This window comes from Streptomyces sp. NPDC048523 (genome assembly GCF_043199815.1).
Taxonomy (GTDB): domain Bacteria; phylum Actinomycetota; class Actinomycetes; order Streptomycetales; family Streptomycetaceae; genus Streptomyces.
The window spans coordinates 751,145-776,074 of record NZ_JBICWQ010000004.1 but is presented as its reverse complement, the minus strand read 5'-3'; the positions used below and the strand labels follow the sequence as shown (position 1 = coordinate 776,074).

Here is a 24,930-nt window from a genome sequence, read left to right as displayed (position 1 = left end):
CGGCCGCTCAGTGGCGTGCGCAGCCCAGGCTGTTCAGGTCGACGGAGTCCGCCATGGCCTGCATCCCCTTGTCGTTGGGGTGGATGTGGTCCCCGCCGTCGAAGACGGGGAGCATCCGCTCGTGGTCGTAGGGGCTGCGCAGGATGCGGTCGAAGTCGGTGACCGCGTCGAACTCGTCGCGGTGGCTCCTGATGAAGTCGTTGACGTCCTGTCGTACGGCCTCGGCGGCCGGGTCCCATTCCGGCCAGCCCTTGAAGGGGGCGATGGTGGAGACGACCACGCATGTGCCGGCGTCGTGGGCCCGGTCGACGATCTCGCGGTACCCGGCGATCAGATCCGGCGCGGTGACGCCGCTGTGGGCCTTGAGGTCGTTGACGCCTTCGAAGAGGAACACGGTCCGCACGCCCGGCTGGGAGAGCACGTCCCGGTCCAGCCGGTTCAGGGCGCTCGGTCCGGCCCCGTCGGCCAGCACCTTGTTGCCGGAGATCCCTTCGTCGGCCACACCCTTGACCGTGCTGTGCGCTTTCTGCAGCCGGCGGGCGAGGTAGTCGGGCCAGCGGCGGTTCAGGTCGGACGTGGACTGCCAGCCGTCGGTGATGGAGTCGCCGAGCGCGACCACGGCACCGGTGTCGGCGGGCGTGCGCACGGAGACCGCGTCGAGGTAGAACCACGACCCGATGCGCTCGGTCCAGTGGGCGCCGCTCTCCTCGGCGGTGTGGTCGCCCCGGGTGGCGTACGACGTCTGCAGGGCCATCGAGTGGCCGGTGACCGGGCCCGCCGCATCCGGGGTGTGGAGGCTGACGACGAGGTTCGAGCCGGCGGCCAGTGTGCCGGGCAGCGGGTCGCTGTAGACCGTGGCGCCGGGCTCCACGGTGACGGAGGACGAGCCGTCGAAGGTGAGCCGCCGGTTGGTGCCGCGCACCAGCGTGGCGTCCTTCAGCTGGAGGCCGGCGTAGACGCTGTCGAAGGTGACCGGCTGGTGGCCGAACGCGTTGGAGAGCCGGATGCGGGGGTCCCGGCCGCCGACGCTGGTGTGGACGACCATGCGGTAGCCGCGGTCGGCGGCCGAGTCGCCGATGGCGTAGGCGCTCGCACCCCAGGTGATCACCCCGTCGGGCGGGCCGACGGCGGCCGGTGCGGGCGTGGACTGGAGGGCCGCGGCCGCGACCGTGACGGCGACGAACCGGGCCCCACGGGCCGTCCGGCACCTCATCGGTCGAAGCCCTTCAGGGTGACCGTGGCTCCCGGCTTGAGTGTCACCGTGCGGACGCTTCCCGCGTGGGCGACCGTCGTGGTGCGGCCGCCGGTGCTGCGGATCCGTGTTTCGGTCGGTTTACCGTCCCGCCAGCGCAGGTCGACGACGAAGCCGCCGCGGGCGTGCGCTCCGCTGAGGGAGCCGGAGGCGGCCCAGGCCTCGGGCAGGGCGGGCAGGAGTTCCAGGTGGCCGGGGCGGGAGTAGAGCAGCATCTCGATCATTGCCGCAGGGGTACCCAGATTCGCGTCGATCTGAAAGATTCCGCGGCCCTGTTCCACCTGATAGATGTCGAAGAGGTTGAAGGCGGTGCCGTTGCTGCCCCCGTCGGAGGGGCGGAGGTTGTTGACGACGAGCCGGTAGGCGTTGTCGGCGTTCTTCAGGCGGGCCCAGCACAGGGCGCGCCAGGCGTTGGCCCAGCCGAAGCTCTCCATACCGCGTGCGGTGAGCAGAGCGGTGGCGCCCTCGACGATGTCGGCCGGGGTGGAGCCGTCTGGGCGGATGCGGTCGCCGGGGAAGAGCCCGACGAGCGGGGACAGGTGGCGGTGGGTGGTCTCGCCGAGGTTGTCGGGGGACATCCACTCCTCCAGCCATCCCGTGGTGGGGCTGACCTGCGGGAGGTAGAGGCGTTTGCGCAGGCCGGCGATCGTGGCGGCGAACTCCGTGTCCTTCTTCAACTGGGCCGCGGCCGTGCAGTAGTTGCCGAACAGGGCCCACACGAGTTCCTGGGCGTAGGTGATGCCCTTGGCGTCGAGGGGGCCGTGTTCGGGCGACCAGTCGCTGTCGGCGACCAGGACCTCCCGTGAGGTGCCCGGGAGGGTCATGGTCAGCAGCCGTGCCTCCCAGAACTCGCAGGCGCCCCTCAGGAGGGGGTAGATCTTCTCCAGATGGGCCCGCGAGGCGGTGAACTCGTAATGCTCCCAGAGGGAGTTGCACAGCCAGGCGTTGCCCGCCGGGTGCCACCACCAGCCGCCCCCGCCGAAGGGGTTGGTGGAGATGGCCACCGTCCAGCCGGCGTTCTTCCCGGTGGAGTTGCGGTAGCGGTTGCGGGGGTCGTTGAACAGTCTGCGGGTGAGGTCGGTCCAGGACGGCAGCTGGGCGACGCAGTAGTCCGTGAACGCGTCGAAGCACTGGGGCAGACCGGCCCGGTCGGCCGCCCAGTAGTTCATCTGGATGTTGATGTCGGTGTGGTAGTCGCCCATCCAGTCCGGGTCGTTGCCGTCGAGCCACAGTCCCTGGAGGCCCAGCGGGAGGCTGCCGCGGGAGGCCGCGATCATCAGGTAGCGGCCGAACTGGAGGTACTGGGCCTCCAGTTCGGGGTCGGGAGCCCCGTCCCGGGCGCGGGCGCGCAGGCGCTCCCAGGTGTCGAGGGAGCGCTGCTCGGCGGAGGAGGTGCCGAGCGAGACGTCCAACTGCCCGAACAGGGCGTGGTGGTCGGCGGTGTGGGTGCGGAGCAGGGTGGTCGCCGAGTGGCGGGCGGCCGTGCGGACCTTGGTGCGGGCGAGCTTGTGCGGGTCGAGGGAGGGGTCTCGGTAGTGGGCGGCGGCGTCGGGCGTGTAGTTGGTGCCCCCGCTCAGGACGACGGTGAGTTCCCCGCACCCGGTGAAGCCGATGTGCGGGCCCTCGACGGTGACGCGCCCGCCGGAGCCGTACGCCGCGATCGCGGCCCCGTATCTCAGGCCGTTGGGAAGGGCGGCCCCGAAGGAGACCGCGGACTCCTCGCCATGGGTTCCCTCCAGCGTGATCGTGCCGGTGTAGCGGCCTCCTCCGCTCTGGGTGAAGTGCAGCACGATGACGTCGTCGGGGTGGCTGGCGAAGATCTGACGCCGGTAGGTGACGCCGGAGCGGACGTACGAGGTCTCGTTCACGCCCCGTGCGAGGTCGAGGGTGCGGCGGTAGCCGGAGACGGCGGACAGGTCGTGGTCGGGGATGTCCACGGTGAGCCGGGCCAGCAGGGTGAAGGAGCCGAAGTCCTGGCGGCCGTAGGGGAACTGGCCGTCGCCGTCGAGGGTGTCGTTCGGGCCGCCGGTCCACATCGTGGCGTCGGTGACGAGGAGGAGTTCGCGGCCGGGGTCGTTGCTCACGAGGGCACCGAGGCGGCCGTTGCCGACGGGCAGGCCCTGTTCGATCATCGAGTGCTCGTCGGCGGGGGCCTGCCACCAGAGCCGGTGGCGCGGGTCGGTGTCGAGGGCGGGTGAGTCGGCGGGTCGCTGCGGTGCCGCGGTCGCCGTGAACGTGGGCAGGGCGGCGAGCGCGGCGGTCAGCGCGAGGACACCGCGTCTGGAGGGGGCGGGGGTCATGGCGGCTCCTGGAGGCTCGGTCGGGACTTCGGTATGTCGGTCCGCTTGATCAGGACTTCGGTACGTCGATCCGGTCGATGTCCGGCGCGTAGCCGGTGCCGCTGTCGAAGGTGATCGTGTTGGCGCCGGCCTTGAGTGTCACGGGCACGTACACGCTCGACACGGTGCCCCAGTCGCCGGTGGCGGGGAGCTTGTGGCGGGTGGCGCCGCCGCCGTTCGCCGAGATGTCCACCGAGCGGGCGTCACCGCTGATGTAGGAGACCTTGATCTGGTAGGTGCCGGCCTTGGCGACGACGACGTCGTTGAAGGTCAGGGCGCCGCCGAGGTACAGGTTGCCGACCTTCTTCCCGTTCGAGCAGGCGGAGCAGTCGGCCACGGAGGCGTTGCCCTTGAGGGTGTTCGCGGCGGACTCGGCCTCAAGTCCCGTGAGGGCGACCGCGGTGCCGCGCGGGGTGACCGTGAACAGGCGCGAGCCGTGGGCGGGCAGGGCCTGGGTGACCTTGTTCGTGTAGGTGCCGAGGTTCTCGTGGTTCCACAGGTCACGGACGGACGCCTTGCCGGTGAAGCCGAGGGTGGTCCAGTCGGCGGTGACGGCGGCGGGGGCGTCGGCGAGGTTGAACAAGGCGACGGTGTAGGTGCCGTCGGTGTTCTTGGCCGCCCAGACCTGCTGCGGGTCGGAGGGAGTGACCGGCTGGGCGGGCGGGTTGGGGCCCTGGTCGATCGCGATGACCTCGCGGTTGGTCAGCAGGGACAGGCCGTAGGAGTCGAGGCGGGTGAGGTCGTCGCCGGTGTAGAGGGGGGACTTGGCGATGGCCCACAGGGTGGCGTAGCTCTGCCGTTCGGCCTTGGTGAGGCCGTCCATCTGTCCGTTGCCGACATCGAGGGAGTCGAGGTCGTTCCAGCCGCCGGGTCCGGCGTGCCGGGTCCAGGCGGGGGTGTCGTCCCAGCGGTCGTCGACCGAGTTCTCCCAGCTGACCAGGGTGTTGCAGTAGCACTCCACGTCGGTGTCGATGCGCCAGCCCTGCGAGTACTTCTTCCAGTCGGCGGCGTGTCCGATGTCGAGGGACCAGGAGAGTTCGAAGTGGATCGGACGGCCGGTGCCGGCTATCGCCCGGTGCCAGGCGGCCACGTCGGCAACGTTGTCGTACTGGTCACCGCTCTTCCCGGAGCCGGGGCCGACGCCGTCGAGCTTGAGGAAGTCGTAGCCCCAGCCGGCGATCAACTGGGCCTGGGAGTCGATGTACTTGCTCGTGCACGGCTTGGAGAAGTCGAGTTTGTAGGAGCTGTCCCAGCCGTTGGTGGTGCGCAGGTCGTCGTAGACGATGTCGGAGGTGGTGCAGCCCTCGGCGTTCCAGACCGGTGTCTTCCCATCGCCGTAGGCCCCCTTCTCCAGGCCGGCCGGGAGATAGATGCCGGCCTTGAGGCCCTTGGCGTGGATGCGGTCGGTGACGGCCTTCATGCCGTGCGGGAAGCGGACCGGGTCGGGCTTCTGGCGGCCGTACTGGTCGAACCCGGACTTCCAGGTCTTGTCCATCCACCAGCCGGCGTCGATGTTGACGTATTCGTAGCCGTACTTCTTCAGCTTGGCGGCCAGGGCGTCGGTCTGCTTCAGGACGTTGGCCTCGGTGAGGTAGCTGTAGTCGCCGTCGGGGTTGAGGCCGGGGTATTTGGAGGACTGCATGCTCCAGCTGGACCAGCCCATGTAAGGCTTGGCGGCGTGGGCGGGCGCCGGGGTGTCGGCGGCGTGCCCGGTGGGGACGGCGACCGCGGTGAGCGCGAGCACCAGCAGGGCTCTGGCGGGCATGGCGAAGTACGAGGATGACCGCATGGGTCGTACCTCCAATGGGGTGCGGGTGGGGTGCGGGTTGCTATCGGCTCGGGTCCGGGCTGATGAACGACTGGATGGCGGTGGCGGCGGCGCCGCGCGCCCACTCCTCGAAGGGCAGTGGGTGGGTGCGGACGTCGCAGCGGGCGGCGGAGCCGAAGGCGGCCGCGACGAAGGCGTCGCGGATCTGCTCGGCGAACAGGTCGTAGGCGGCGAGTCCCTCGCCGGAGATGATCACGCGTTCGGGGCCGAGGAGGTTGGCGACGGTGGCGATGCCCCGGCCGATCGCCTCGCCGGCACGCGCGTACACGTCCCGGGCCCCGGTGACTCCCTCGCGGGCCAGGGCGAGGGCCGCTCGGGCGTCGGGGAGTTCGGCTCCGGTGGCCTCGCGGACCTGCCGGACGATCGCGGCCTCTCCCGCGATCGCCTCGACGCAGCCGCGGTTGCCGCAGTGGCAGAGCGGACCGGACGGATCGACGGTCACATGACCGATCTCCCCGGCCACCCCGTGCGCCCCGGCGACCACCCGCCCGTGCACCACCAGGCCGCAGCCGATGCCGGCGCCCACGGTGACCACGGCGAAGTCGGACAGGCCCGCCCCGGCGCCGAACCACTGCTCGGCGACCGTCAGGGCGCGTACGTCGTTGTCGACGGTGACCGGCAACCCCGTGGTCATGGCGGCGAGTTCGGCGAGCGGGACCTCGCGCCACTCCAGGAACGGTGAGTAGCGGACGGTGCCCTCGGCCCTGTCGACGTCGCCGGAGACGGCTATGCCGAGGCCCAGGACGGGGGTGGTCGCACCGTCCGTCTCGGCCAGGAGCTTCTGGGTGAGCTCCGCGATGCTCGCGAGCACCGTCCTCGGGTCGCGGTCGGGCAGGGGCACGTGCCGGGCGACTCGGATACGGCAGCACAGGTCGGTGACAACGCCGATGATCTCGTCGCCGGTGACCTTGACGCCGATGAAGAGGGCCCGTCCGCCGTCGACCCGGACGAGGTTCGCGGGTCGGCCGAGAGCGGGCCGGGCCTCCTCGTCCGCGCCCTCCACCAGATACCCGGCCTCGATGAGGGGGCGGACCGCCTTGGTGACGGCGGCCGGTGACAGTCCGACACGCCGGGCCACCTCCAGACGGGTGAGCGGACCGTGGGACAGGACGGTCGTGAACACCTGTGAGGCGGCAGGGGTGTTGGCGGGGAACGTCTCGGCGCGGGTGGCGGGGCGCATGACCGGGAACCTAGGGGGATTCTTTTCCGACGTCAATAAAAGAAGCAGGATTGGCTGTGCCGTTGCTGTGACCAGTGAAGGAGAAGAGCCGTATGACATCAGCACGAGTGGTGGTCGGGACGGTGGCCGGAGCGGTTCTGCTGCCCCTTCTCACGGTCCCCGCCCACGCCGAGTCACCCGGCGCCCCCGCGGTGGACCTCGCGGGTGTGCGGAGTGTGTTGAGTGCGGCTCAGGCGCAGGGCGCGCCGGGGTCCATGGCCCGGATCGACGACGGAGGCACGGTGTTCCGGGCCGCGGTCGGCGTCGCGGACCGCTCGAGCGCGCGGGCGATGGGCGACGCCGACCGGTTCCGCATCGGCAGCGTCACCAAGACCTTCACCGCCGTCGTCCTGCTCCAACTGGTGGAGGAGAACAAGCTGAAGCTCGACGCGCCGGTCAACCGGTACCTGCCCGGGCTGCTGCCGGACGACCGGATCACGGTGCGGCACGTCCTGGGCCATCGCAGCGGCCTGTACGACTACACGAACGACATGTTCGCCAAGACGGTCCCGGGCTTCGAGGCGGTCCGCAAGAAGGTCTTCACCCCCGGGGAACTGGTGAACCTCTCACTGCAGCACCCGCGCACCAACGCGCCGGGCGCGGTGTACGCGTACTCGAACACCAACTTCGTCGTCGCCGGGATGCTCATCGAGAGGCTGACAGGGAACCCGGTGCGGACGGAGTACGAGCACCGGATCATCGAGCCGCTGAAGCTGCGCGACACGTTCTACGTCCACCCCGGCATGACGATCCCCGGCCCTCACACGCGCGGCTATCTGACCCCGGACCAGGCGGGCGCCCCGCTCGTCGACGCGACCGAACAGACCGTGTCGTGGGCGCAGAGCGCGGGCGCGCTCATCTCCAGCACCCGGGACCTGAACACCTTCCTGTCCGCCCTGCTCGGCGGCCGGCTCACCTCGGCCGCGCAACTGGCCCAGATGGAACGGTGGATGCCGTCGGGAAGCAGCCAGGCGTACGGCCTCGGGCTGCGCCGTCGCGATCTGTCGTGCGGGGTCTCGGTGTACGGGCACACCGGTGCCGTGCAGGGCTTCTACACGTACGCCTTCGCCTCGAAGGACGGCAGGCGCACGCTCGCGGCGGTCGCCAACACGTCCAACAACGGCACGGTCCTCAACACGATGCTGCGCACCCTGGACTCCGCGTTCTGCGGCAAGGCGGCCAAGACGGTCAAGGCTCCGCGCGGCAAGGCTCCGGTGGAGCGGCACGAGGACATGGCGCCGGCGCTCACGCTGGACTGAGCACACTCCGGGAACCCCTGTGCCCCGGTGTGCGTTCTCCCGGCGAACGACGACATCAGGGCGGCACGATGAGCGAGTTGGTCCCCGGGGGCAATCTGCCCCTCCCCGAGGGGGCCGTCACCGTGCGGGTGTCCGGCCCCTTCGACGTCTCCGCCCTCGTCACGGACGAGGGCGGCAAGGTTCGGGGTGACGCGGATTTCGTGTTCTACAACCAGCCCGTCGCGCCCGGCGCCCGGCTCTCCCGTGACGCGCTGACCGTCGATCCCCGGCGACTGCGCGCGGGCGCCACCAGGGTCACGGTGGTCGTCAGCCCGGCCGACCCCGGCACTCCCCTGGGCCGGCTGCCCGCCCCGGTCCTCCAGGTCACGGGCCCCGGCGGTCGCCCGCTGGCCCGGTTCGCGCCACCACGGCCCCGGGAGGAGACCGTGCTGCTGCTCGCGGAGATCTACCGGCGGGGCGACGGCTGGAAGCTGCGGGCGCTGGGACAGGGGTACGCGGACGGGCTCGCGGGGTTGGCGCGGGATTTCGGGGTGGACGTCGTCGACGACACACCGACGCCCGCGACGCCTTACGCGTCACTGACGGCACCGGGGACACGGCGGGCCACCGCACCCCCGGCCGCTGCGGGAGCACACCCTGACACCGTGCCCCCTGCCCGGTCACCCTCGGCATCGAGGACCGGCCCTGCCGCTCCTGCCCCTGCGCGGGCGACGTCCACGGCACCGGGAGCACCGCCTGCCGCCGCGCCCGCCCCCGATCTGGCGACCTTCCTCGCACTCGTCAACTCCGCCCGCTCCACGGCCGGTTCACCCCCGGTCACGCTCGACCCCCGGCTCACCGAAGCCGCCCGGCACCACGCCTCGGCCATGGCCGCCGCGGGCCGGCTCGGCGTCGAGGGCCCCGACGGTGTCTCCGTCTTCCAGCGGCTCACCGCCACCGGATACGCGTACGTCACCGTCGGCGAGCACCTCGTCTCCGGCCCCCGCAACCCGTCCGAGCTCGTCGAGTACTGTCTGCGCACCGAGCAGCCCCGGCGGACCCTGCACGACCCGGCATTCAGCCACGTCGGACTGGCGCACGCCACCAAAGGGCGCTCCGGCGACACGTACTGGACAGCCCTGTGGGCCAGGCCGCTCAGCCCCGCCGACCTGGCGCGGACCTGCGAGGAGGTCGTCGGCCTCACCAACCGCGAGCGGGCCCGCGCCGGTCTGCCGCCGCTCGCCGTCGATCCCCTGCTGGCCCGTGCCGCACAGGCGTACAGCACCGACATGGCGGTCCGCGCCTTCTACTCCCACAGCTCGCCGGAGGGCAGCCGGCCCTGGGACCGGGCCGCCGCCGCGGGCTCCAACCGCCGCTCGATCGGGGAGAACATCGCGTGCGGCCAGCGTTCCGCCGGCGAGGTCGTCGAGGGCTGGATGAACAGCCCCGGCCACCGCGCCAACATCCTCAAGCCCGGCTTCACCCACATCGGGATCGGGTTCGCGGGCGGCGGCCCGGCGGGCACGTACTGGACCCAGCTGTTCGGCGCCTGACTCCCCTACCGGTCGGGATCTTGGCGGAGGGGATCCCTCCGGGCCAGGATGCCCCCATGAAGGGTGACCTCTTTTCCAGTGAGCACATGGTGCAACCGGCCACCGCGCCGGGCATGACGGTCGAGAACGCCAAGTGCATCCGGTACGCGGTGCACGGCGAGATGCTCGCCCGTCAGGGGGCGATGGTCGCCTACCGCGGCAATCTCCAGTTCGAACGCAAGGGCCAGGGCGTGGGCGGCATGCTCAAGCGGGCCATGACCGGCGAGGGGCTGCCGCTGATGGCGGTGCGCGGACAGGGCGAGGCCTGGTTCGCGCACGAGGCACAGAACTGTTTCGTCGTCGAGGTGGAACAGGGCGACGAGTTCACCGTCAACGGCCGCAACGTCCTGTGCTTCGACGCCTCGCTGGCGTACCGGATCTCGACCGTCAAGGGCGCCGGCATCGCCGGCGGCGGTCTGTTCAACAGCGTCTTCACGGGCCACGGCAGGCTCGGTCTCGTCTGCGAGGGCAACCCGCTGGTGATCCCGGTCTCGCCGGAGTTCCCCGTGTACGTCGACACCGACGCGGTGGTCGGCTGGACGGCGGGCCTCAACACCTCGCTGCACCGCTCGCAGTCCATCGGCTCGATGCTGCGCGGCGGTTCGGGCGAGGCGGTGCAGCTGATGCTGCAGGGTTCGGGCTATGTCGTCGTACGGCCGAGCGAGGTGACCCCGCAGAAGGCGCAGCAACACTGAGGCCCGGGCAGTGATCTGCGCCTCACAGGCAACCCGTCCGGCTCCGTCCACGTCTTGACCGGCAACGAACGACGCCCCGGCCTCCGGGTCGGGGCTCATTTTCACGGCGCTATACGCACCATGTATACATCGCATGTAGAGATGGGGTGTATACGGACGGAAAGGCATACATGTACGGCAAGGCATTCGCCCCGGAGTACCAGGGCGCGCTCACCGCTCTCTCCGTGAACTCCTCGCTGGACGACGTCCTCGCCGCCGGCACCGAGCAGTTGAGAGCGGCCGAGCGGGCCGGACGGCACGGGGAGGCGGCCCGGTCCGGACTCGCGATCGCCGAGGCGCAGCGCAGGCTCGGCCGGGTCGCCGACGCCGACCGGGCCTGGAAGGCGAGTTACCGGGCCGCCCGCCGGGCCGGGGACACCGCGGGCATGGCCTGGGCGCTGTGGAGCGGCGGCACGCTGGCCCGGCAGCGGGGCGGATTCGCCCTGGCGCGGCGGCTGCTGGGGCTCGCGGCCGAGCTCGGCGAGCGGGGCGGGGATGTCGTGGTGCGCGGTTATTCGCTGGCGGGTCTTGCCGAGACCGGCCGTATCCAGGGCGACTACGAGGCTGTCGGCCGGCTGCACGAGCAGTTGCTGGCCGAGGCCAGGCGGCGCGGCGAGGCACGGCACACGGTGTGGGCGCTGTCCGGCATCGCGCAGATGCACCGCAACACCGGCTCGTACGACACCGCGTTCGCCATGTTCGAGGAGGCGGCGCAGATCGCCGCGGGCGCCGACGACCGGCGCGGTCACGCCTGGGCGCTGCGCGGGCTCGCCGACCTCGCCTCGGTGCGCGACGGCGACACCGACCGGGCCCTCGCGCTGCTGTCCGAGGCGGAGGCGACGTGCCGGGAGATGAACCTGTCCAGCGCGCTGGCCTACAACCACAAGATGCGCGGCAACGTCTTCTATCGGGCGGGGCGTTACCCGGAGGCCCGCGACCTGTACGAGCAGGCACTCGCCGAGTTCCGTGCCATGAGCGAACCTCGCGGGGAGGCTTTGGCCCGGCTGGGGCTCGCCAAGGCACTGGCCCGCCTGGGCCGCGACCGCGCCGAGACCGCGGCCGAACTGGACGACCTGGCCCGCGTGCTGGAGCGGACCGGACTGCGGCACGCGCGGGAGATGGTGACGCGGGCCCAGGAGGAGTTCGGCGTGCGGACGGAGGCGGTTCTGTGACGACCGTCGCCGTCCCCGAAGTCCTCACCCGCTGCCGCGAGTTGGTGCAACCGGCGCTCCAGGAGGCGGTCGGCCGGCTGCACCCCTGGGTGAGCGAGATGGCCGCCTACTCCTTCGGCTGGTGCGAGGTCGGCGGCGCCCCGGCCGTGGCCTCCGGCGGCAAGGGGGTACGGCAGGCGCTCGCCGTGCTGGGTGCCGAGGCGGCCGGCGCGCCCGGGCGGGCCGGGGTGCCCGCGGCGGTCGCGGTGGAGCTGGTGCACGTCTTCTCGCTGCTCCACGACGACATCATGGACGGCGACCCGGCCCGGCGCGGCCGCCCCACGGTGTGGAAGGCCTACGGCACCGGACCCGCCGTTCTCGCGGGAGACGCCCTGTTCGCGCTCGCCGTCGAGATCCTCGCCGACGCCGGCTCCGACGCCGTACGTCTGCTGTCCGCTGCCCTGTCCGACCTGGTGCGGGGGCAGGCGGACGATCTCCTGTTCGCCTCGCGCCCCTGGACGGGACCGGAGCGGGTGCGCCCGGCGGAGTACCGGGCCATGGCCGAGCACAAGACCGGGGCGCTGCTGGGCTGCGCGGCGGCGCTGGGCGCCCTGCTCGGCGGGGCGCCCCCGGCCGAGGTGGCCGCCCTGGACCGGGCGGGACGGCATCTGGGGGTCGCCTTCCAGATCGTCGACGACGTCCTGGGCATCTGGGGCGATCCCCTGGTCACGGGCAAGCCCGTGCACGGTGATCTGCGGGAACGGAAGAAGACATTCCCGGTGCTGGCCGCGCTCGACTCGCCGACTCCTGCGGCGGCGCGGCTGGGGCGGCTCCTGGAGTCGGACGGGCCCCTGCCCGAGATCGCGGCCCTGGTCGAGCAGTGCGGCGGCAGATCGGCCGCGCTCGCCGAGTCACGCCGTCACCTCGCGGCCGCGGAGACGGCGTACCAGCTGCGTCCTTTGCTGGACTACCTGCTCCGGCGCGATCTCTGAGGGCCGGTTGACCTGCGCCGCCCGCGGGGACAGGGTGCGAGAAGAGCTCTCCCCGCCGGAAGGAACCGTCTTGATCGGGATCACGGACATCGAGCGGCAGGCCGGGCTGATCGCCGGACACGTCGTACGTACTCCCACCCTGCCCAGCCCCGGTCTGTCCGCGCTGCTCGGCGCTCCGGTCACCGTCAACCTCGAACTGCTCCAGCGCACCGGCTCGTTCAAGGCGCGCGGGGCTACGGCCAAGCTGCTGTCGCTGAGCGAGGCGGAGCGGGCGGCCGGGGTCGTGGCGGTCAGCGGCGGCAACCACGGGATCGCCCTGGCCCACATGGCGGCGGCGCTCGACGTCAAGGCGACGGTGGTCATGCCGCGTTCGGCGCCCGCCCGGTCCGTGGAGATCGTCGAGGCGGCCGGGGCCTCGCTGCGGCTGACCGACGACATGGACGGCGCCTTCTCGCTCGTGAACCGGCTGCGGGACGAGGGACTGACGCTGGTCCACCCCTTCGACGACCCGCTGGTGATCGCGGGGCAGGGGACGGTGGGACTGGAGTTCGCCGAGGACGCGGGCGAGCTCACCGACGTCCTCGTCAGCGTCGGGGGCGGTGGCCTGATCGCCGGGGTCGCGGCGGCGCTGCGGGCGCGTCGTCCGGGTGTCAGGGTCTGGGGCGTGGAGACCGAGGGCGCCGAGGCCATGTCCCGGGCGCTCGCCGCGGGCGGCCCGGTGCCGGTGGCGCTGTCCTCCGTCGTGTCCACGCTGAGCGCGCCGTCCGTCTCCCAGTTGACGTACGACCATGTGGCGGCTCTGGTCACCGAGGTCCTCGTGGTCCCGGACCGGGAGGCGGTACGGGGCTGCCTCGACCTCGCCGACCACGCCAAGGTGTGGGGCGAACCTGCGGCGGGGTGCCTCCTGCCCGCCGCCCGCAAGGTGCTGGAGCGGGTCGGGGAGGACTGCCGGCTGGGTCTCGTCGTGTGCGGCGGCAACGCGACGACCGCCGACGTGATGGCCTGGGCCGGGCGGTTCGGGCTGCGGTGAGAGCGGTGCGGTGAGAGAGGTGCTCGACTGCGTTCGTTCTACTGACTTGTGAGTCAGAAATCGAGCATACGGAAAGCGGATTCCCTCGGTTGCCGATTTGATTGAACGCACCCCGCCGCACCCGCCGTACCTCTGTGAAAGGTGAGAGCCAGGGGTTCAGCGAGGGATGACATGGTCAAGGCGCACGTCTCCACACACGAGTTGGTCGCAGGACGGTACCGGCCCCTGGACGTCCTGCACCGCGAGACCAATCGGACCTGCTGGTACGGCGAGGACGTCTCGGCCGAACGCCCCTGCCTGCTCACCGAGATCGGGCTGCCGGCCGGCACGGACGAGGAGACCTCGCTGCGCACCGCCGCGGGAGTCGTCCGGATGTCCAAGACCATGCGGATCCTGTCCCCCGGCCGGATCGCCGCGGTCGTGGACGCCTTCACTCAGGAGGGCAGCCTGTGGACCGTCACCGAGCCGGTCGACGGCATCCCGCTGGGCGAACTCCTCGGGCGGCAGGGGACGTTCGACCATGTGCGGGCGGCCCGCATCGGCCTGGAAGTGCTGGAGGTGCTGGATGCGGCACACAGCGAGGGCATCACCCACGGTGAGCTCAGTCCGGGCCAGGTGTTCGTGCACCATCAGGGTTCCGTCGTCGTCACCGGCTTCGGTCTGGCCGGCGCGACCCTCGCCCCGCGGCTCTCGGCACCGTCCTACGCCTCCCCGGAACAGGCCCGTGACGAGCGCATCGGGCCGGCCGCCGACCTGTGGGCGCTCGGCGCGATCCTCTACACGCTGGTCGAGGGACGTCCGCCGTTCCGTGACCGCGACCGTCCCGCGGCCACCCTGAAGGGGGTCGACCGGCTGCCGCTCAGGGCCCCGGTGCGGGCCGGGCCGCTCACCCCGACCGTGCAGGGGCTGCTGCGCAAGAACTCCCAGGAACGGCTGAGCCGCACGGCCGTACGGGGCGCCCTCCTCAGGGTCCTCGACGAGGATCCCGAAGCGGCCCCTGCGGAGGAGCCCAGGTCCCGGCTGCGCGTACTGCCGGTCGTGGCCCCGGGGCGCGGCAGTCGGCTCCTCATCGCGGGGACCGCTCTGGCCGTCGTCACGGTGGCCGCCGCCGTCCTCACGGTCACCAAGGCACTGCCCGACGGCGACAGCGGGACGACCGGCGAGGCGCCCGCCCCGTCCGCGTCGGCCTCCGCTTCTGCGCCCGCCCCGGCGCCCGAGCTCCCCTCCCCGTCGTTCTCCGCCCCCGGAAACCGCACCGACGAGAACTCCGGCCCGCCCGCGTCGCCGACGCCCACCCCGAGCCCGAGCAGGACGGCCACCGCCACCGCGGGCACGGGGCTGCCGCCCGGGTACAGCGAGTACCGCTCCCCCGAGGGCTTCTCCCTCGCCCTGCCCAAGGGCTGGAAACCGCTGGAGACCTCGCGCCAGGAGAACCTGGCGTACCGCGTCACCTTCGGCGCCCCCGGTGACCCGCGCACGCTCGCCGTCACCTACAGCAAGGCCGTCGGCACCGATGCCGTGGTGGTGTGGCGCGACGACGTGGAGCCGGGGCTGAAGGACCACCCCGGCTACGAGCGCCTCGGTGACATCCGCGCGACGACGTACCAGGACCGCGAGGCCGCCGACATGCAGTGGGTCGAGGACGTCGACGGCACCCGGGTGCGCACCTTCGGCCGCGGTTTCCTCATCGGCGGGGGCCGCGGCTACTCACTGCGCTGGACGACCCCGGCGGCCGACTGGAACGACGACGCGAACCAGGAGGCGCTGGACACCTTCCTGAGCACCCTCCACGTGCCCTCAGACTGAGCGCGGCGCCCGCATCCGCCGCAGCAGCGGACCGCCGTGCAGGGGCTGGGTGCGCCAGCGCGCGGTGAACGTCCGGTCGCCGAGCGCGCACGTCACCAGCAGGTGGTGCGGTGTCTCCAGGAACGCCAGGTCGAGGGCGAGGGTCTGCGCGTCGGTCCAGCCGCCGCTCACCGCGACGGGCACGGGCTCGTCGACGACCGTCCAGCCGCTCTCCCCGGCTCCGAGCCCCAGTTCCAGCCGCTCACCGTCGTCGACGAGGGTGACCCGGCCGCCCGGGTCCACCTCGATCGCGGTCAGAGTCGGCTGGTCGGCGCACGTACCACCGGCGGGCGTGAACACGCCGGTGCTCCCCGCAGGGGCGGTCTTGCCCTCCGCTGGGGGCAGGGCCAGTCCTGCCAGCCGGTCGGCCAGGGCCGCGTCCGCCTCGCCACCGCCGGGCAGCGGGCCGACGCCGAAGGCGGGGAGCAGGTGCTCCCAGACCAGGTCCAGGACCTTCTGCATGTCCAGGGTCTCGGAGGTGATCGCGAGCACCGCGTCCTGCTCGGGCAGCACCACACAGAACTGCCCGTACGCCCCGTCCCCGCGGTAGCCGTGCCGGGCCATCCAGAACTGGAAGCCGTAGCCCTGCTGCCAGTCCGCCCAGTCGCCCAGCGGCGGTGCCTCGTGCGCGATCTGGACCCGGGTCGCCTCTGCCACCCACGACGCGGGCAGCAGCCGCTCGCCCTCCCACACCCCGCCCCGCAGATACAGCAGGCCGAGCCGGGCGATGGCGTCGGTCGTGGCGTGCAGCCCGCTGAAGCCGAGCTCGCGGCCGCTGCGGTCGGCGATCCAGGCCACCTCTCCGATGCCGAGCGGCTCGAAGAGCCGGGGGCGCAGGTAGTCGGTGAGCTTCTGGCCCGTGACCCGCTGGACGATCGCGGCGAGGGTGTAGGTGGCGGGCTGGTTGTAGGCGAAGACGGTGCCCGGGTCCTTGTCCGGCGGGACCAGCAGGAAGCCCCGGACGAGCTCGTCGCGGTCCTGTGCGCGCGCCCGGTCCAGCGTCTCCTCCACATGGCCGCTGGCCATCGACGCCACGTGCCGGACGAGCATCGCGCGGCTGCGCGGGTCGGTGATGTCGGCCTCGAACTCCGGGAAGTACGAGATCACCGGGTCGTCCAGCCGGATCAGCCCCTCGGCGACGGCGAACCCGGCGGCCGTGGCCGTGAAGCTCTTGCTGAGCGAGTAGAGGAGCTGGGGCCGGTCCGGGGCGTACGGCGCCCACCAGCCGGAGGCGACGACCTGCCCGTGGCGCAGCAGCATCAGGCTGTGCGGCTCGAGGTGCGGTTCGGCTTCGAGGGCGTCGAGGAAGGCCTGGATGCCGGCCGCGTCGACGCCCTGGGCGGCGGGGGTGCTCGTGGGCAGGGAACTCATGGGCACATCCTCTCCCCGTTCACCGGTCTTGATCGAGAGGGCCTCGGAAGCCCGTTTTCCCCTCCGGTCACCGGGGACTCGGATCCCATGGTGCAAATCGGATACACGATGATGACCGAGCAGGCCGGCCCCCGTGAGCTGGTGGGCCATGTGGTGCGGGCCGAGGAGGTGGGTTACGACTTCTCAGTGACCTCGGACCACTATTTCCCGTGGCTGCGGACGCAGGGACACTCGCCGTACGCGTGGAGTGTGCTCGGGGCGGCCGCCCAGGCGACCTCGCGCATTCCGCTGATGACGTACGTGACCTGTCCCTCCTTCCGCTATCACCCGGCGGTGGTGGCGCAGAAGGCGGCGACCATGCAGCTGCTGTCGGAGGGCCGGTTCCGGCTGGGACTGGGCTCGGGCGAGAACCTCAACGAGCATGTGGTGGGCGGCGGCTGGCCGTCGGCCGACGTGCGGCACGAGATGCTGGAAGAGGCGGTGGAGATCATCCGCGCGCTGTTCGAGGGCGGTCATGTCAACCACCGGGGAAAACACTTCGACGTGGAGTCGGCCCGGCTGTGGGACCTGCCGGACGAGCCGCCGCAGATCGGACTGGCCGTCTCCGGCGAGCAGTCGTGCAAGTTGGCCGGCCGTCTCGCCGACCTCGTCATCGCCACGGAGCCCAAGGCGGGCCTTCTCGACGCGTTCGACCGCAACGGCGGCGAGGGCAAGCCGCGGGTGGGGCAGCTGCCCGTCTGCTACGACCCCGACCGGGACACGGCGATCAAGCGGGCACACTCCCAGTTCCGCTGGTTCGGCAACGGCTGGAAGGTCAACTCGGAGCTGCCGCACCCGGACGCGTTCGAGTCGGCCACCCAGTTCGTCACGCCCGACGACGTCGCGGCGTCGATCCCGTGCGGTGACGACCCCGACGCCTTCGTCGAGGCCGTACGGCCGTACGCGGAGGCGGGTTTCACCGAGGTCGCGCTGGTGCAGATCGGCGGCGACTCGCAGCCGGAGTTCCTCGACTGGTCGGAGAAGACGCTGCTGCCCGCGCTGCGCGACGCGTTCGCCTGAGCGGGTCGGCCGCCGGGGTGGTGCCTGGGGAGTGCAATAGGCTTCCGACCCGCACATCGTGCGGTCCGAACGAGCCTGCCCAGGAGAAACACCCGTGACCCTAGCGATCGACCCGTCCGAGACGTCCTCCGAAGCCCCGGCCGAGACGTCCGGCGCGCCCCTGTCCGACCTCGTCGCGCGCGACGCCCGCGAGTTCGGGGTCTACGCGCGGACCGGCGGATGGGCCTTCGCCCTGATGGTGGCGCGCAGCGTGCGGCCCGGCGGCCAGAGCGCGGACGAGACGCCGAAGGTGTCCGCGAAGGAGTTCGCCGAGCTCGCCGGCTGCTCGCCCGAGCGCGTCATGCGCTACTACAAGGCCTGGGACCGGGCCGCCGACGACGGCATGGTCCCGCACTTCGAGGCGCTGGCGCCGGGCCAGGAGGTGGAGCTGCCGGACGCGGACGTGTGGCTCGACTACTACGTCTCCCGCAACAGCGCGACCTCCGAGCGCGGCACCGCCATCGCCGAGGCCGCTCAGGCCGAGGGCATCCGGCCGACGAAGGCCCTGGAGGTCGCCGAGAACCCGACCGCGCTGCGTGCCGCGATCCTCGCGGACCCCTCCACCGCCCGGGCCGCGCGCAGCGCGCTCCTCGACCGGATCAAGGAGGACCCGGAGCTCCAGGCCTCGCTGGCCCGTGACGTGGTGCGCACGGACGACCTGAAGAAGGCCGTGGCCACCGAGAGCAGGGCGGCCGACCGGATCGGATACGTGCGCCAGATCGCCGAGTCCGGACAGGTCAGGACGCCGGCCGGGCAGACCATCGACGCGCCGGTGGACCTGCGCCAGGAGGCCGAGCGGCACCTGTCGCTCCTCGAGGAGCTGGAGGAGGACGAGGACACCGGCGAGTGGGCGGCCGAGGCCTTCGACACCATGAAGTCCCTCGTCGCCGAGGCCGTGGAGGCCGATCCCGAGCTCCGGGTCCAGGAGCGGCGGACGAAGTTCTACAACAGCCTCCAGAAGGCCACCAAGGTGTTCGAGGAGCTGACCTTCGACGACGCCCAGGACTTCTACGAGGACGACATGGTCCAGCAGCTGGAGGAACTCCAGCAGGCCATCGCCTCGTGCATCACGGCCTTGCGCGGTGCGAAGGCAAATCACCCGGACGGCTGAGCATCTTGGGCGCAGGAGGGGTACTAGAGGGCTCTACGTCGTTCTTCCCGGAGGCCTCCAGGTGAACTCCTTCGTCCACAGAACCGCGCACAAGACTCTGGTCGTGCAACTGCAGGCGGGCGGCACGGGCCGGTGCCCCGTGCTCGTCCACCTGGGCTACGACGCGGCGGACCCGTTCGCCGTCACCGCGGTGTTCAGCCATGACGGCCGGGTGCTGGCGCGGTGGCGGCTGGACCGGGAAATGCTCGCCGAGGGCCTGTGCGGTCCGGTCGGGGTCGGGGACGTGCGGCTCAGCCCCGTCTCGACCGGTGTCTGGGAGGAGCTGCGCATGGAGTTCTTCGGCGACGCCCGCCCCGACGGCGGCCGCCAGCACGCCGTGGTCTTCGCGTGGGCCCCGGCCCTGGCGTCCTTCCTGCGCGAGACCCGCGAGATCGTGCCGCCGGGACAGGAAGAGGTCAGAGTGGACGACTTCCTGGCCTCGGTCATCGCGGGCGGCTGAACCGGAGGGGGGCCGCCGTGGCGGCCCCCCTCCGGTTCAGCCCGAGCCTGACGGGCCGCGCGTCACTTCGTCGTGTAGCGGCGCCGGGTCCACAGGGGCACGCCGAACCAGCACACCAAGTACCAGGCCACTACCGCCGTGACGAGCCAGGGCACCCAACCGTCGTGGGTCGCCACCCGCAGGATCAGCAGCAGGGCGCACGTCATGGTCGTCAGCAGGAGGATCAGCCCCACGAAGGTCAGCCGGGAGGCGATCCGCACGGCCTGGGGTTTGATGCGTCGCCCCGAGACCAGGCGGTGCAGGGAGACCGGCCCTATGAGGGCTCCGGTGGCGCACGAGCCGAGGACGACGGTCACGATGTAGATGACCTGGTCGGTGTGGGCCAGATCGTCGTATTTCGGAGTGAACACCACGGTCAGCAGAAAGCCGAACAGGATCTGCACGCCTGTCTGCGCTACGCGGATCTCCTGGATGAGTTCGCCCCACATGCGGTCCGCGCGCTCTTCCTCGGTTTCGTCGCGGCCCGTCCGTCTCACCGTCTCCACCATGCGGAACGGGTATCCGGTGACTGATCTTTCAAACAGCGCGGCTCCGGGAGCGGCGGGCCGCCGGGTCCCGGAGCCGGGCGGGTTCACCAGCGGTGCTCGACCTGGTCCTTGATACGGCGGTCGTAGAGGTCGCGGACGGCCGCGAGGGTGTCCTCGGACAGCGGCGGCAGCTTGGCGGCGGCCGCGTTGGCGCGGGCCTGCTCGGGGCTGCGGGCGCCGGGGATGACGGTGGTGACGCCGGGCTGCTCGATGATCCACCGCAGGGCGAGCTGGGCCGGGGTGTAGCCCTCGGGCGCCAGTGCGGAGAACTCGGCGGCGGCCTCGACACCGGTCGTGTAGTCGACGCCGGAGAAGGTCTCGCCGACGTCGAAGGCCTCGCCGTGCCGGTTGTAGGCGCGGTGGTCGTTCTCCGGGAAGACCGTGTCCTTGGTGTACTTGCCGGACAGCAGGCCCGAGGCCAGCGGGACCCGGGCGATGATGCCGACGCCCGCCTCCCGCGCGGCGGGCAGGACCTCGCGCAGCGGCTTCATGCGGAAGGCGTTGAGGATGATCTGCACGCTCGCCACACCGGGCCGGGCGATGGCGGTCAGCGCCTCCTGGCAGGTCTCCACGCTGACGCCGTAGTGGGCGATGCGCTCCTCCTCGACCAGGGTGTCGAGGGCGTCGAACACCTCGTCCGTGGAGTACACGGGCGTCGGCGGGCAGTGCAGCTGGACCAGGTCGATGCGGTCGACGCCGAGGTTGCGGCGGGAACGGTCGTTCCAGGCGCGGAAGTTGTCGAGGACGTAGTTCTCGGGGATCTGGTCGACGCGGCGGCCCATCTTGGTCGCGACCAGCACATGCAGGTCGGGCCTGCCGCTCAGGAACGCGGCGATGGTCTGCTCGCTGCGTCCGTCGCCGTACACGTCCGCGGTGTCGAAGAAGGTGACTCCCGACTCGGCTGCCGCCTCCAGCACCGAGAGGGCTTCCTTGTCGTCGACGTCTCCCCAGTCGGCCCCCAGCTGCCAGGTGCCGAGTCCGATCACGGATGCGTGCTGCTGCGACCTGCCGAATGTGCGCTCGTCCATGGTGTCAGTCTGTCATCCGTCGCCGACCTGCGCGGAACGAGTCGCTCCGGGTCGGGGCCTGCGAATTGTTCACTCACATGGGTGACACGTTTCGACACAGGGCATGCACGTGTCAACATCCGCCTAGCGTGACCCCGTGACTGATCGTTCTTTGAGCAACCACCCCAACCACCCGCAGGAGACACCGTCCTGGACCCGTCGCGGCTTCCTCGCGAGCGCCGCCGCCCTCGCGGCCGTACCGATTCTGCTGCCGGCCGATCCGGCGGCCGCGGCCGAGGAGCTGCCCGATTTCCCGGCGGGCGTGGCCCTGCACCGCTCGGCGTACCGGAACTGGGTCGGCGAGATCACCGCCGACGGGCTGTGGGCCTGCGCTCCGACCGGCCCGGACCAGGTGGTGGAGGTCGTCAACTGGGCCTGGCGGCACGGCTGGCGGGTCCGCGCGCGGGGCTCCTCGCACGGCTGGTCGCCCCTGACCATCACCGAGGGCACCGGGTCCGACGCGCCCGTCCTCCTCGTCGACACCGCCTCCCACCTCACCGGCCTGTCCCTGGACTCCGCCTCCGCGGTGCGGGCCGGCACCGGCGTCACGCTGGAGGCGCTGCTCACCTATCTGGAGGGGCACGGGCTCGGCGTCACGGCCGCGCCCGCGCCCGGTGACCTCACCCTGGGCGGCGCGCTGGCGATCGACGCGCACGGCACCGCCGTCCCGGCCGACGGGGAGCAACGGCTGCCCGGGCAGACGTACGGCTCGCTCAGCAATCGCATCCTGTCGCTGACGGCGGTGGTGTGGGACGAGGACAGCGGGGCGTACGGGCTGCGCACCTTCAGCCGCGCCGAGGCCGACAGCGCGGCCCTGCTCACGCATCTCGGGCGGACGTTCGTCACCGAGGTCGTGCTGCGGGTGGGCGCCGACAGCAATCTGCGGTGTGTCAGCCGGGTCGACATCCCGGCGGCCGAGCTCTTCGCCGCGCCCGGCGGTGAGGGGCGGACCTTCGCGAGTTTCCTGGAGGAGGCCGGGCGGGTAGAGGCGATCTGGTTCGCCTACACGGAGTTCCCGTGGCTGAAGGTGTGGAGCGTGGCGCCGCGCAAGCCGCTGACCTCGCGGCGGGTGACCTCGCCGTACAACTACCCCTTCTCCGACAACGTTCCGACGCTGGTGGCGGATCTGGCCGGGCGGATGGTGTCGGACGCGGCCTGGTATCTGGCACCGGTGCTCGGCAACGCCCAGCTCGACGTGGCGACCGTGGGGCTCACCGCGACGCTGTCGGCGGACATCTGGGGGCCGTCCAAGAACACGCTGCTGTACATCAGACCGACGACGCTCAGGGTGACCGCGAACGGGTACGCGGTCCTGACGAGCCGGGACCAGGTGCAGCGGGTCGTCTCCGAGTTCACGGACTTGTACCGGGAGAGGCTCGCCGCGTACACGGCGCAGGGGCGGTTCCCGGTCAACGGGACGGTGGAGATCAGGGTGACCGGGCTCGACGATCCGGCGGAGGCCGAGGTGATGGGGGCGCGGGCCCCGCTGCTGTCGGCGCTGCGGGCGGACCAGGCGCATCCCGAGTGGGACACGGCGGTGTGGCTGGACATCCTGACGCTGCCGGGGACGCCGTACGCGGAGGCCTTTCTGCGGGAGATCGAGCAGTTCCTGTTCGACGGCTACCAGGGGACGCGTGTCGAGTGGTCCAAGGGCTGGGCCTACACGGACGACGCCGTGTGGGCGGACGAGGAGGTGCTGGGGACGACGATCCCCGGGTCGTTCGGTGAGGCGGTGTGGGGGAAGGCAGCGGGAGTGCTGGACCGGCTCGATCCGCACGGCGTGTTCGGCAACGCGTTCCTGGACCGGCTGTTCCGCTAGGGCCCTTCTGGCGTCAAGTGGGCCTGCACGGTGGGGGCGTAGCGGTCCACGACGTCTTCCACGGCGCTCGCCCTCAGCTCGGTGCCCCGGGCGATGCCGTACATCACGCCCAGGCCCAGGAGGGTGCCGACGGCCAGTTCGGCGCGCAGGCCGGCGTCGGGGCCCCGCAGGCGCTCCGCGAGGCGTTCGACCACCTGGGCGCGGAAGTTGACGCGCAGGATGTCGCCGTGTTCGCCCTGGACGGGGGCGAAGGCGATGCGGAGCAGGGGGTCGGCGCCGCGTTCGATCTGGCCGGTGAGGACATGGCGGACCATGTGGCGGCCCAGGTCGTCGACGGGGGCGTCGAGCAGGGCCGTCGCGTCGGACTCGAAGGACATGACGCGGGCGAGGAGGGCGTCCTTGTTGCCGAAGTACTTCACGATCAACGGCGGGCTGACACCGGCGCGTTCGGCGACCGCCTTGAGGGTGATGTCGGCGTAAGGGGTGCGGGCCAGGAGATAGCGGGCCGCCCTGAGGATGGCGGCCTTGGTCGACTCGGCGTCGCGGCGGGCGGTCGTGGTGGTGGGGGGCGGTGTGCTCACGGCACTCATGCTCCCTCCATCGCCCCGTCCCGCGCGCCCCGGGTGCGGCCCTTCGTCCGGCGGGTCCCCTCGGGCGCGGAGTCGCCGGGGATGGTCAGCGCCGCCGCGCAGGCCGCGAGGGCTATCGCGCCCGCCATGGCGAAGGCCATCAGGTAGCCGTGCAGGGTGGGCACGAGGACGCCGCCGACCGGGCTGGTGTGGTGGACCAGTACCGCCGCGACCGCCGCGCTGGAGGTGGCCTGGCCGATGGTGCGCATCAGGACGTTGACGCCGTTGGCGGAGGCGGTCTGCTCGGCCGGGACGGCACGCAGGATCAGGGTGGGCAGGGCCGAGTAGGCGAGGGTGGTGCCGGTGGCCACCACGGTCGCACCGAGGATGATCATCCACAGGTCGCGGCTGTCCGCGATGCGTACGGCGTAGCCGCACGCGATGACCGCGGCGCCGAGGGCGAGCGTGATGCGCGGGCCGCGGGTGGCGGAGATCCGGGCCGACAGCGGTGAGAACAGCAGCATGGTCACTCCGCCAGGCAGCAGGCACAGGCCGGTGGCCACGATCGACAGACCGAGTCCGTAACCGGTGGCCTTCGGTGCCTGGACCAGCTGGGCCGTCACCAGGGAGTTGGCGTAGAACGCGAAGCCGGTGAGCAGGGCGGCCACGTGGGACAGGCCCACCCGCGGCCGGGTGACGAGCCGCAGGTCGACCAGGGGCTGCTCGGTGCGCAGTTGGCGCCACCACCACAGGGCGAGGACGCCGACGGAGACCAGGAACAGGCTGAGGACCCGCGGGCTGCCCCAGCCCCACTGCCCGCCCTGGGACACCCCGAGCAGCAGGCTGACCAGGCCGACGGCCAGTCCCAGGGCGCCCGGCACGTCGAAGCGGCCCGGCTGTCGTACCGGCGACTCGCGCACGGCCCACGACACGGCCGTGACCCCGAGGGCGCCGAGGGCGCTGGTCATCCAGAACATGGTGTGCCAGTCGGCGTACTGGACGACCATGGCGGCCAGCGGCAGACCGAGCGCGGCGCCGATGCCGACCGTGGAACTCATCATCGCGACCGCGGAACCCCGGCGCTCGGGCGGCAGTTCGTCGCGCAGGATACTGATCGACAGCGGCACCACGGCGGCGGCGGCACCCTGGAGGGCGCGGGCCGCGATGAGCACGGTGATGTCGGACGACAGGGCGCACATCACCGAGCCGAGCGTCATCAGGGCGAGGGCGCCGGTCAGCACCCGGCGCTTGCCGTACATGTCGCCGGCGCGGCCGAGCACGGGGGTGAGGACGGCACCGGCCAGCAGGGTCGCCGTGACCATCCAGGAGACGGCGCCGGGCGAGGAGTGCGTCAGCCGGGGCAGGTCCGGCAGCAGCGGGACGACCACGGTCTGCATGACGGCCATGAGCGTGCCGCACATCGCCAGCACCGGGACGGTGAGCCGGGCCCGCAGGCCGGTTTTGCCGACTGCTCCGCGGGACGGGGATATCGGGCCCTGCTGGTCCATCGGCGCTCCGGAATCGACAGGGAAAACAGTGGGTGAATGACAATTCACTCTAGCGGTGAATCGTCATTCACCCAACCGTTT

20 protein-coding genes are annotated in these 24,930 nt (G+C 71.8%); 11 read left to right on the top strand and 9 right to left on the bottom strand.

Going from position 1 to position 24,930, the window contains the following annotated elements:
- Window positions 1–7 precede the first annotated feature (7 nt).
- Genes ACGFWE_RS24340 through ACGFWE_RS24325 form a run of 4 tightly spaced genes read right to left on the bottom strand, consistent with a single transcriptional unit; the run spans window position 8 to window position 6,599 of the window.
- Entirely contained in the window at window positions 8–1,213 is a 1,206-nt protein-coding gene (locus tag ACGFWE_RS24340; protein WP_393601677.1) for an SGNH/GDSL hydrolase family protein, read from the bottom strand.
- Window positions 1,210–3,552, bottom strand: a complete 2,343-nt coding sequence (locus tag ACGFWE_RS24335) for a glycoside hydrolase N-terminal domain-containing protein (RefSeq protein WP_393601675.1) — start codon at window positions 3,550–3,552, stop codon at window positions 1,210–1,212. The genes ACGFWE_RS24340 and ACGFWE_RS24335 overlap by 4 nt, the downstream gene beginning before the upstream one ends.
- A 49-nt stretch (window positions 3,553–3,601) precedes the next feature.
- On the bottom strand, window positions 3,602–5,380 hold the full coding sequence (locus ACGFWE_RS24330) for an alpha-galactosidase D (RefSeq protein ID WP_393601673.1): 1,779 nt from the start codon (window positions 5,378–5,380) through the stop codon (window positions 3,602–3,604).
- Window positions 5,381–5,420: 40 nt separating this feature from the next.
- A complete protein-coding gene (locus ACGFWE_RS24325; protein ID WP_393601671.1) occupies window positions 5,421–6,599 on the bottom strand; it encodes an ROK family protein in 1,179 nt (392 codons plus the stop codon).
- A 92-nt stretch (window positions 6,600–6,691) separates the two neighbouring features.
- Between ACGFWE_RS24325 and ACGFWE_RS24320 the strand changes: the two genes are divergently transcribed.
- From ACGFWE_RS24320 to ACGFWE_RS24290, 7 genes are all read left to right on the top strand, one after another.
- On the top strand, window positions 6,692–7,897 hold the full coding sequence (locus ACGFWE_RS24320; protein ID WP_393601669.1) for a serine hydrolase domain-containing protein: 1,206 nt from the start codon (window positions 6,692–6,694) through the stop codon (window positions 7,895–7,897).
- Between the two features lie 68 nt (window positions 7,898–7,965).
- Window positions 7,966–9,429, top strand: coding sequence for a CAP domain-containing protein (locus ACGFWE_RS24315; protein WP_393601667.1), 1,464 nt, complete (start codon window positions 7,966–7,968; stop codon window positions 9,427–9,429).
- Window positions 9,430–9,485: 56 nt separating this feature from the next.
- Window positions 9,486–10,163: an AIM24 family protein gene (locus ACGFWE_RS24310; protein WP_352385918.1), complete on the top strand. Its 678-nt coding sequence runs from the start codon at window positions 9,486–9,488 to the stop codon at window positions 10,161–10,163.
- Window positions 10,164–10,333: 170 nt separating this feature from the next.
- The gene (locus tag ACGFWE_RS24305) at window positions 10,334–11,374 is read left to right on the top strand and encodes a tetratricopeptide repeat protein (RefSeq protein ID WP_393601665.1); all 1,041 of its coding nucleotides are present in this window, start codon (window positions 10,334–10,336) and stop codon (window positions 11,372–11,374) included.
- Window positions 11,371–12,345, top strand: a complete 975-nt coding sequence (locus ACGFWE_RS24300; protein ID WP_393601663.1) for a polyprenyl synthetase family protein — start codon at window positions 11,371–11,373, stop codon at window positions 12,343–12,345. Before ACGFWE_RS24305 ends, ACGFWE_RS24300 begins: the two co-directional genes overlap by 4 nt.
- Window positions 12,346–12,415: 70 nt before the next feature.
- Window positions 12,416–13,375: a threonine/serine dehydratase gene (locus tag ACGFWE_RS24295; protein ID WP_393601661.1), complete on the top strand. Its 960-nt coding sequence runs from the start codon at window positions 12,416–12,418 to the stop codon at window positions 13,373–13,375.
- 171 nt (window positions 13,376–13,546) lie between these two features.
- Complete coding sequence (locus tag ACGFWE_RS24290) at window positions 13,547–15,181, top strand: serine/threonine-protein kinase (RefSeq protein WP_352385925.1); 1,635 nt, start codon at window positions 13,547–13,549, stop codon at window positions 15,179–15,181.
- Here the strand turns inward: ACGFWE_RS24290 and ACGFWE_RS24285 are convergent.
- Entirely contained in the window at window positions 15,173–16,591 is a 1,419-nt protein-coding gene (locus ACGFWE_RS24285) for a serine hydrolase domain-containing protein (RefSeq protein WP_393601659.1), read from the bottom strand. The two genes, ACGFWE_RS24290 and ACGFWE_RS24285, sit on opposite strands and share 9 nt — an antisense overlap.
- A gap of 87 nt (window positions 16,592–16,678) precedes the next feature.
- Here ACGFWE_RS24285 and ACGFWE_RS24280 point away from each other — a divergent pair, with 87 nt between their 5' ends.
- From ACGFWE_RS24280 to ACGFWE_RS24270, 3 genes are all read left to right on the top strand, one after another.
- A complete protein-coding gene (locus ACGFWE_RS24280; RefSeq protein ID WP_393601657.1) occupies window positions 16,679–17,650 on the top strand; it encodes an LLM class F420-dependent oxidoreductase in 972 nt (323 codons plus the stop codon).
- A 94-nt stretch (window positions 17,651–17,744) separates the two neighbouring features.
- On the top strand, window positions 17,745–18,800 hold the full coding sequence (locus ACGFWE_RS24275) for a hypothetical protein (protein WP_352385931.1): 1,056 nt from the start codon (window positions 17,745–17,747) through the stop codon (window positions 18,798–18,800).
- A gap of 61 nt (window positions 18,801–18,861) precedes the next feature.
- The gene (locus ACGFWE_RS24270; RefSeq protein WP_352385932.1) at window positions 18,862–19,299 is read left to right on the top strand and encodes an SsgA family sporulation/cell division regulator; all 438 of its coding nucleotides are present in this window, start codon (window positions 18,862–18,864) and stop codon (window positions 19,297–19,299) included.
- 62 nt (window positions 19,300–19,361) lie between these two features.
- On the opposite strand, the gene ACGFWE_RS24265 is transcribed toward ACGFWE_RS24270, so the two are convergent.
- Entirely contained in the window at window positions 19,362–19,847 is a 486-nt protein-coding gene (locus tag ACGFWE_RS24265; protein ID WP_352385934.1) for a DUF6328 family protein, read from the bottom strand.
- 83 nt (window positions 19,848–19,930) lie between these two features.
- On the bottom strand, window positions 19,931–20,914 hold the full coding sequence (locus tag ACGFWE_RS24260) for an aldo/keto reductase (RefSeq protein ID WP_352385936.1): 984 nt from the start codon (window positions 20,912–20,914) through the stop codon (window positions 19,931–19,933).
- Window positions 20,915–21,050: 136 nt separating this feature from the next.
- Here ACGFWE_RS24260 and ACGFWE_RS24255 point away from each other — a divergent pair, with 136 nt between their 5' ends.
- On the top strand, window positions 21,051–22,772 hold the full coding sequence (locus ACGFWE_RS24255) for a cholesterol oxidase substrate-binding domain-containing protein (RefSeq protein ID WP_393601654.1): 1,722 nt from the start codon (window positions 21,051–21,053) through the stop codon (window positions 22,770–22,772).
- On the opposite strand, the gene ACGFWE_RS24250 is transcribed toward ACGFWE_RS24255, so the two are convergent.
- Together ACGFWE_RS24250 and ACGFWE_RS24245 are read right to left on the bottom strand one after the other, a co-directional pair.
- A complete protein-coding gene (locus ACGFWE_RS24250; protein ID WP_352385940.1) occupies window positions 22,769–23,362 on the bottom strand; it encodes a TetR family transcriptional regulator in 594 nt (197 codons plus the stop codon). The genes ACGFWE_RS24255 and ACGFWE_RS24250 overlap by 4 nt on opposite strands.
- A complete protein-coding gene (locus ACGFWE_RS24245; RefSeq protein ID WP_393601652.1) occupies window positions 23,359–24,849 on the bottom strand; it encodes an MFS transporter in 1,491 nt (496 codons plus the stop codon). The genes ACGFWE_RS24250 and ACGFWE_RS24245 overlap by 4 nt, the downstream gene beginning before the upstream one ends.
- Between the last annotated feature and the right edge of the window lie 81 nt (window positions 24,850–24,930).

Bases quoted from the DNA above. Each gene is read 5' to 3' on its own strand.
- ACGFWE_RS24340 (WP_393601677.1), bottom strand. From the start codon at position 1,213: ATGAGGTGCCGGACGGCCCGTGGGGCCCGGTTCGTCGCCGTCACGGTC.
- ACGFWE_RS24335 (WP_393601675.1), bottom strand. From the start codon at position 3,552: ATGACCCCCGCCCCCTCCAGACGCGGTGTCCTCGCGCTGACCGCCGCG.
- ACGFWE_RS24330 (WP_393601673.1), bottom strand. From the start codon at position 5,380: ATGCGGTCATCCTCGTACTTCGCCATGCCCGCCAGAGCCCTGCTGGTG.
- ACGFWE_RS24325 (WP_393601671.1), bottom strand. From the start codon at position 6,599: ATGCGCCCCGCCACCCGCGCCGAGACGTTCCCCGCCAACACCCCTGCC.
- ACGFWE_RS24320 (WP_393601669.1), top strand. From the start codon at position 6,692: ATGACATCAGCACGAGTGGTGGTCGGGACGGTGGCCGGAGCGGTTCTG.
- ACGFWE_RS24315 (WP_393601667.1), top strand. From the start codon at position 7,966: ATGAGCGAGTTGGTCCCCGGGGGCAATCTGCCCCTCCCCGAGGGGGCC.
- ACGFWE_RS24310 (WP_352385918.1), top strand. From the start codon at position 9,486: ATGAAGGGTGACCTCTTTTCCAGTGAGCACATGGTGCAACCGGCCACC.
- ACGFWE_RS24305 (WP_393601665.1), top strand. From the start codon at position 10,334: ATGTACGGCAAGGCATTCGCCCCGGAGTACCAGGGCGCGCTCACCGCT.
- ACGFWE_RS24290 (WP_352385925.1), top strand. From the start codon at position 13,547: ATGGTCAAGGCGCACGTCTCCACACACGAGTTGGTCGCAGGACGGTAC.
- ACGFWE_RS24285 (WP_393601659.1), bottom strand. From the start codon at position 16,591: ATGAGTTCCCTGCCCACGAGCACCCCCGCCGCCCAGGGCGTCGACGCG.
- ACGFWE_RS24280 (WP_393601657.1), top strand. From the start codon at position 16,679: ATGGTGCAAATCGGATACACGATGATGACCGAGCAGGCCGGCCCCCGT.
- ACGFWE_RS24265 (WP_352385934.1), bottom strand. From the start codon at position 19,847: ATGGTGGAGACGGTGAGACGGACGGGCCGCGACGAAACCGAGGAAGAG.
- ACGFWE_RS24260 (WP_352385936.1), bottom strand. From the start codon at position 20,914: ATGGACGAGCGCACATTCGGCAGGTCGCAGCAGCACGCATCCGTGATC.
- ACGFWE_RS24250 (WP_352385940.1), bottom strand. From the start codon at position 23,362: ATGAGTGCCGTGAGCACACCGCCCCCCACCACCACGACCGCCCGCCGC.
- ACGFWE_RS24245 (WP_393601652.1), bottom strand. From the start codon at position 24,849: ATGGACCAGCAGGGCCCGATATCCCCGTCCCGCGGAGCAGTCGGCAAA.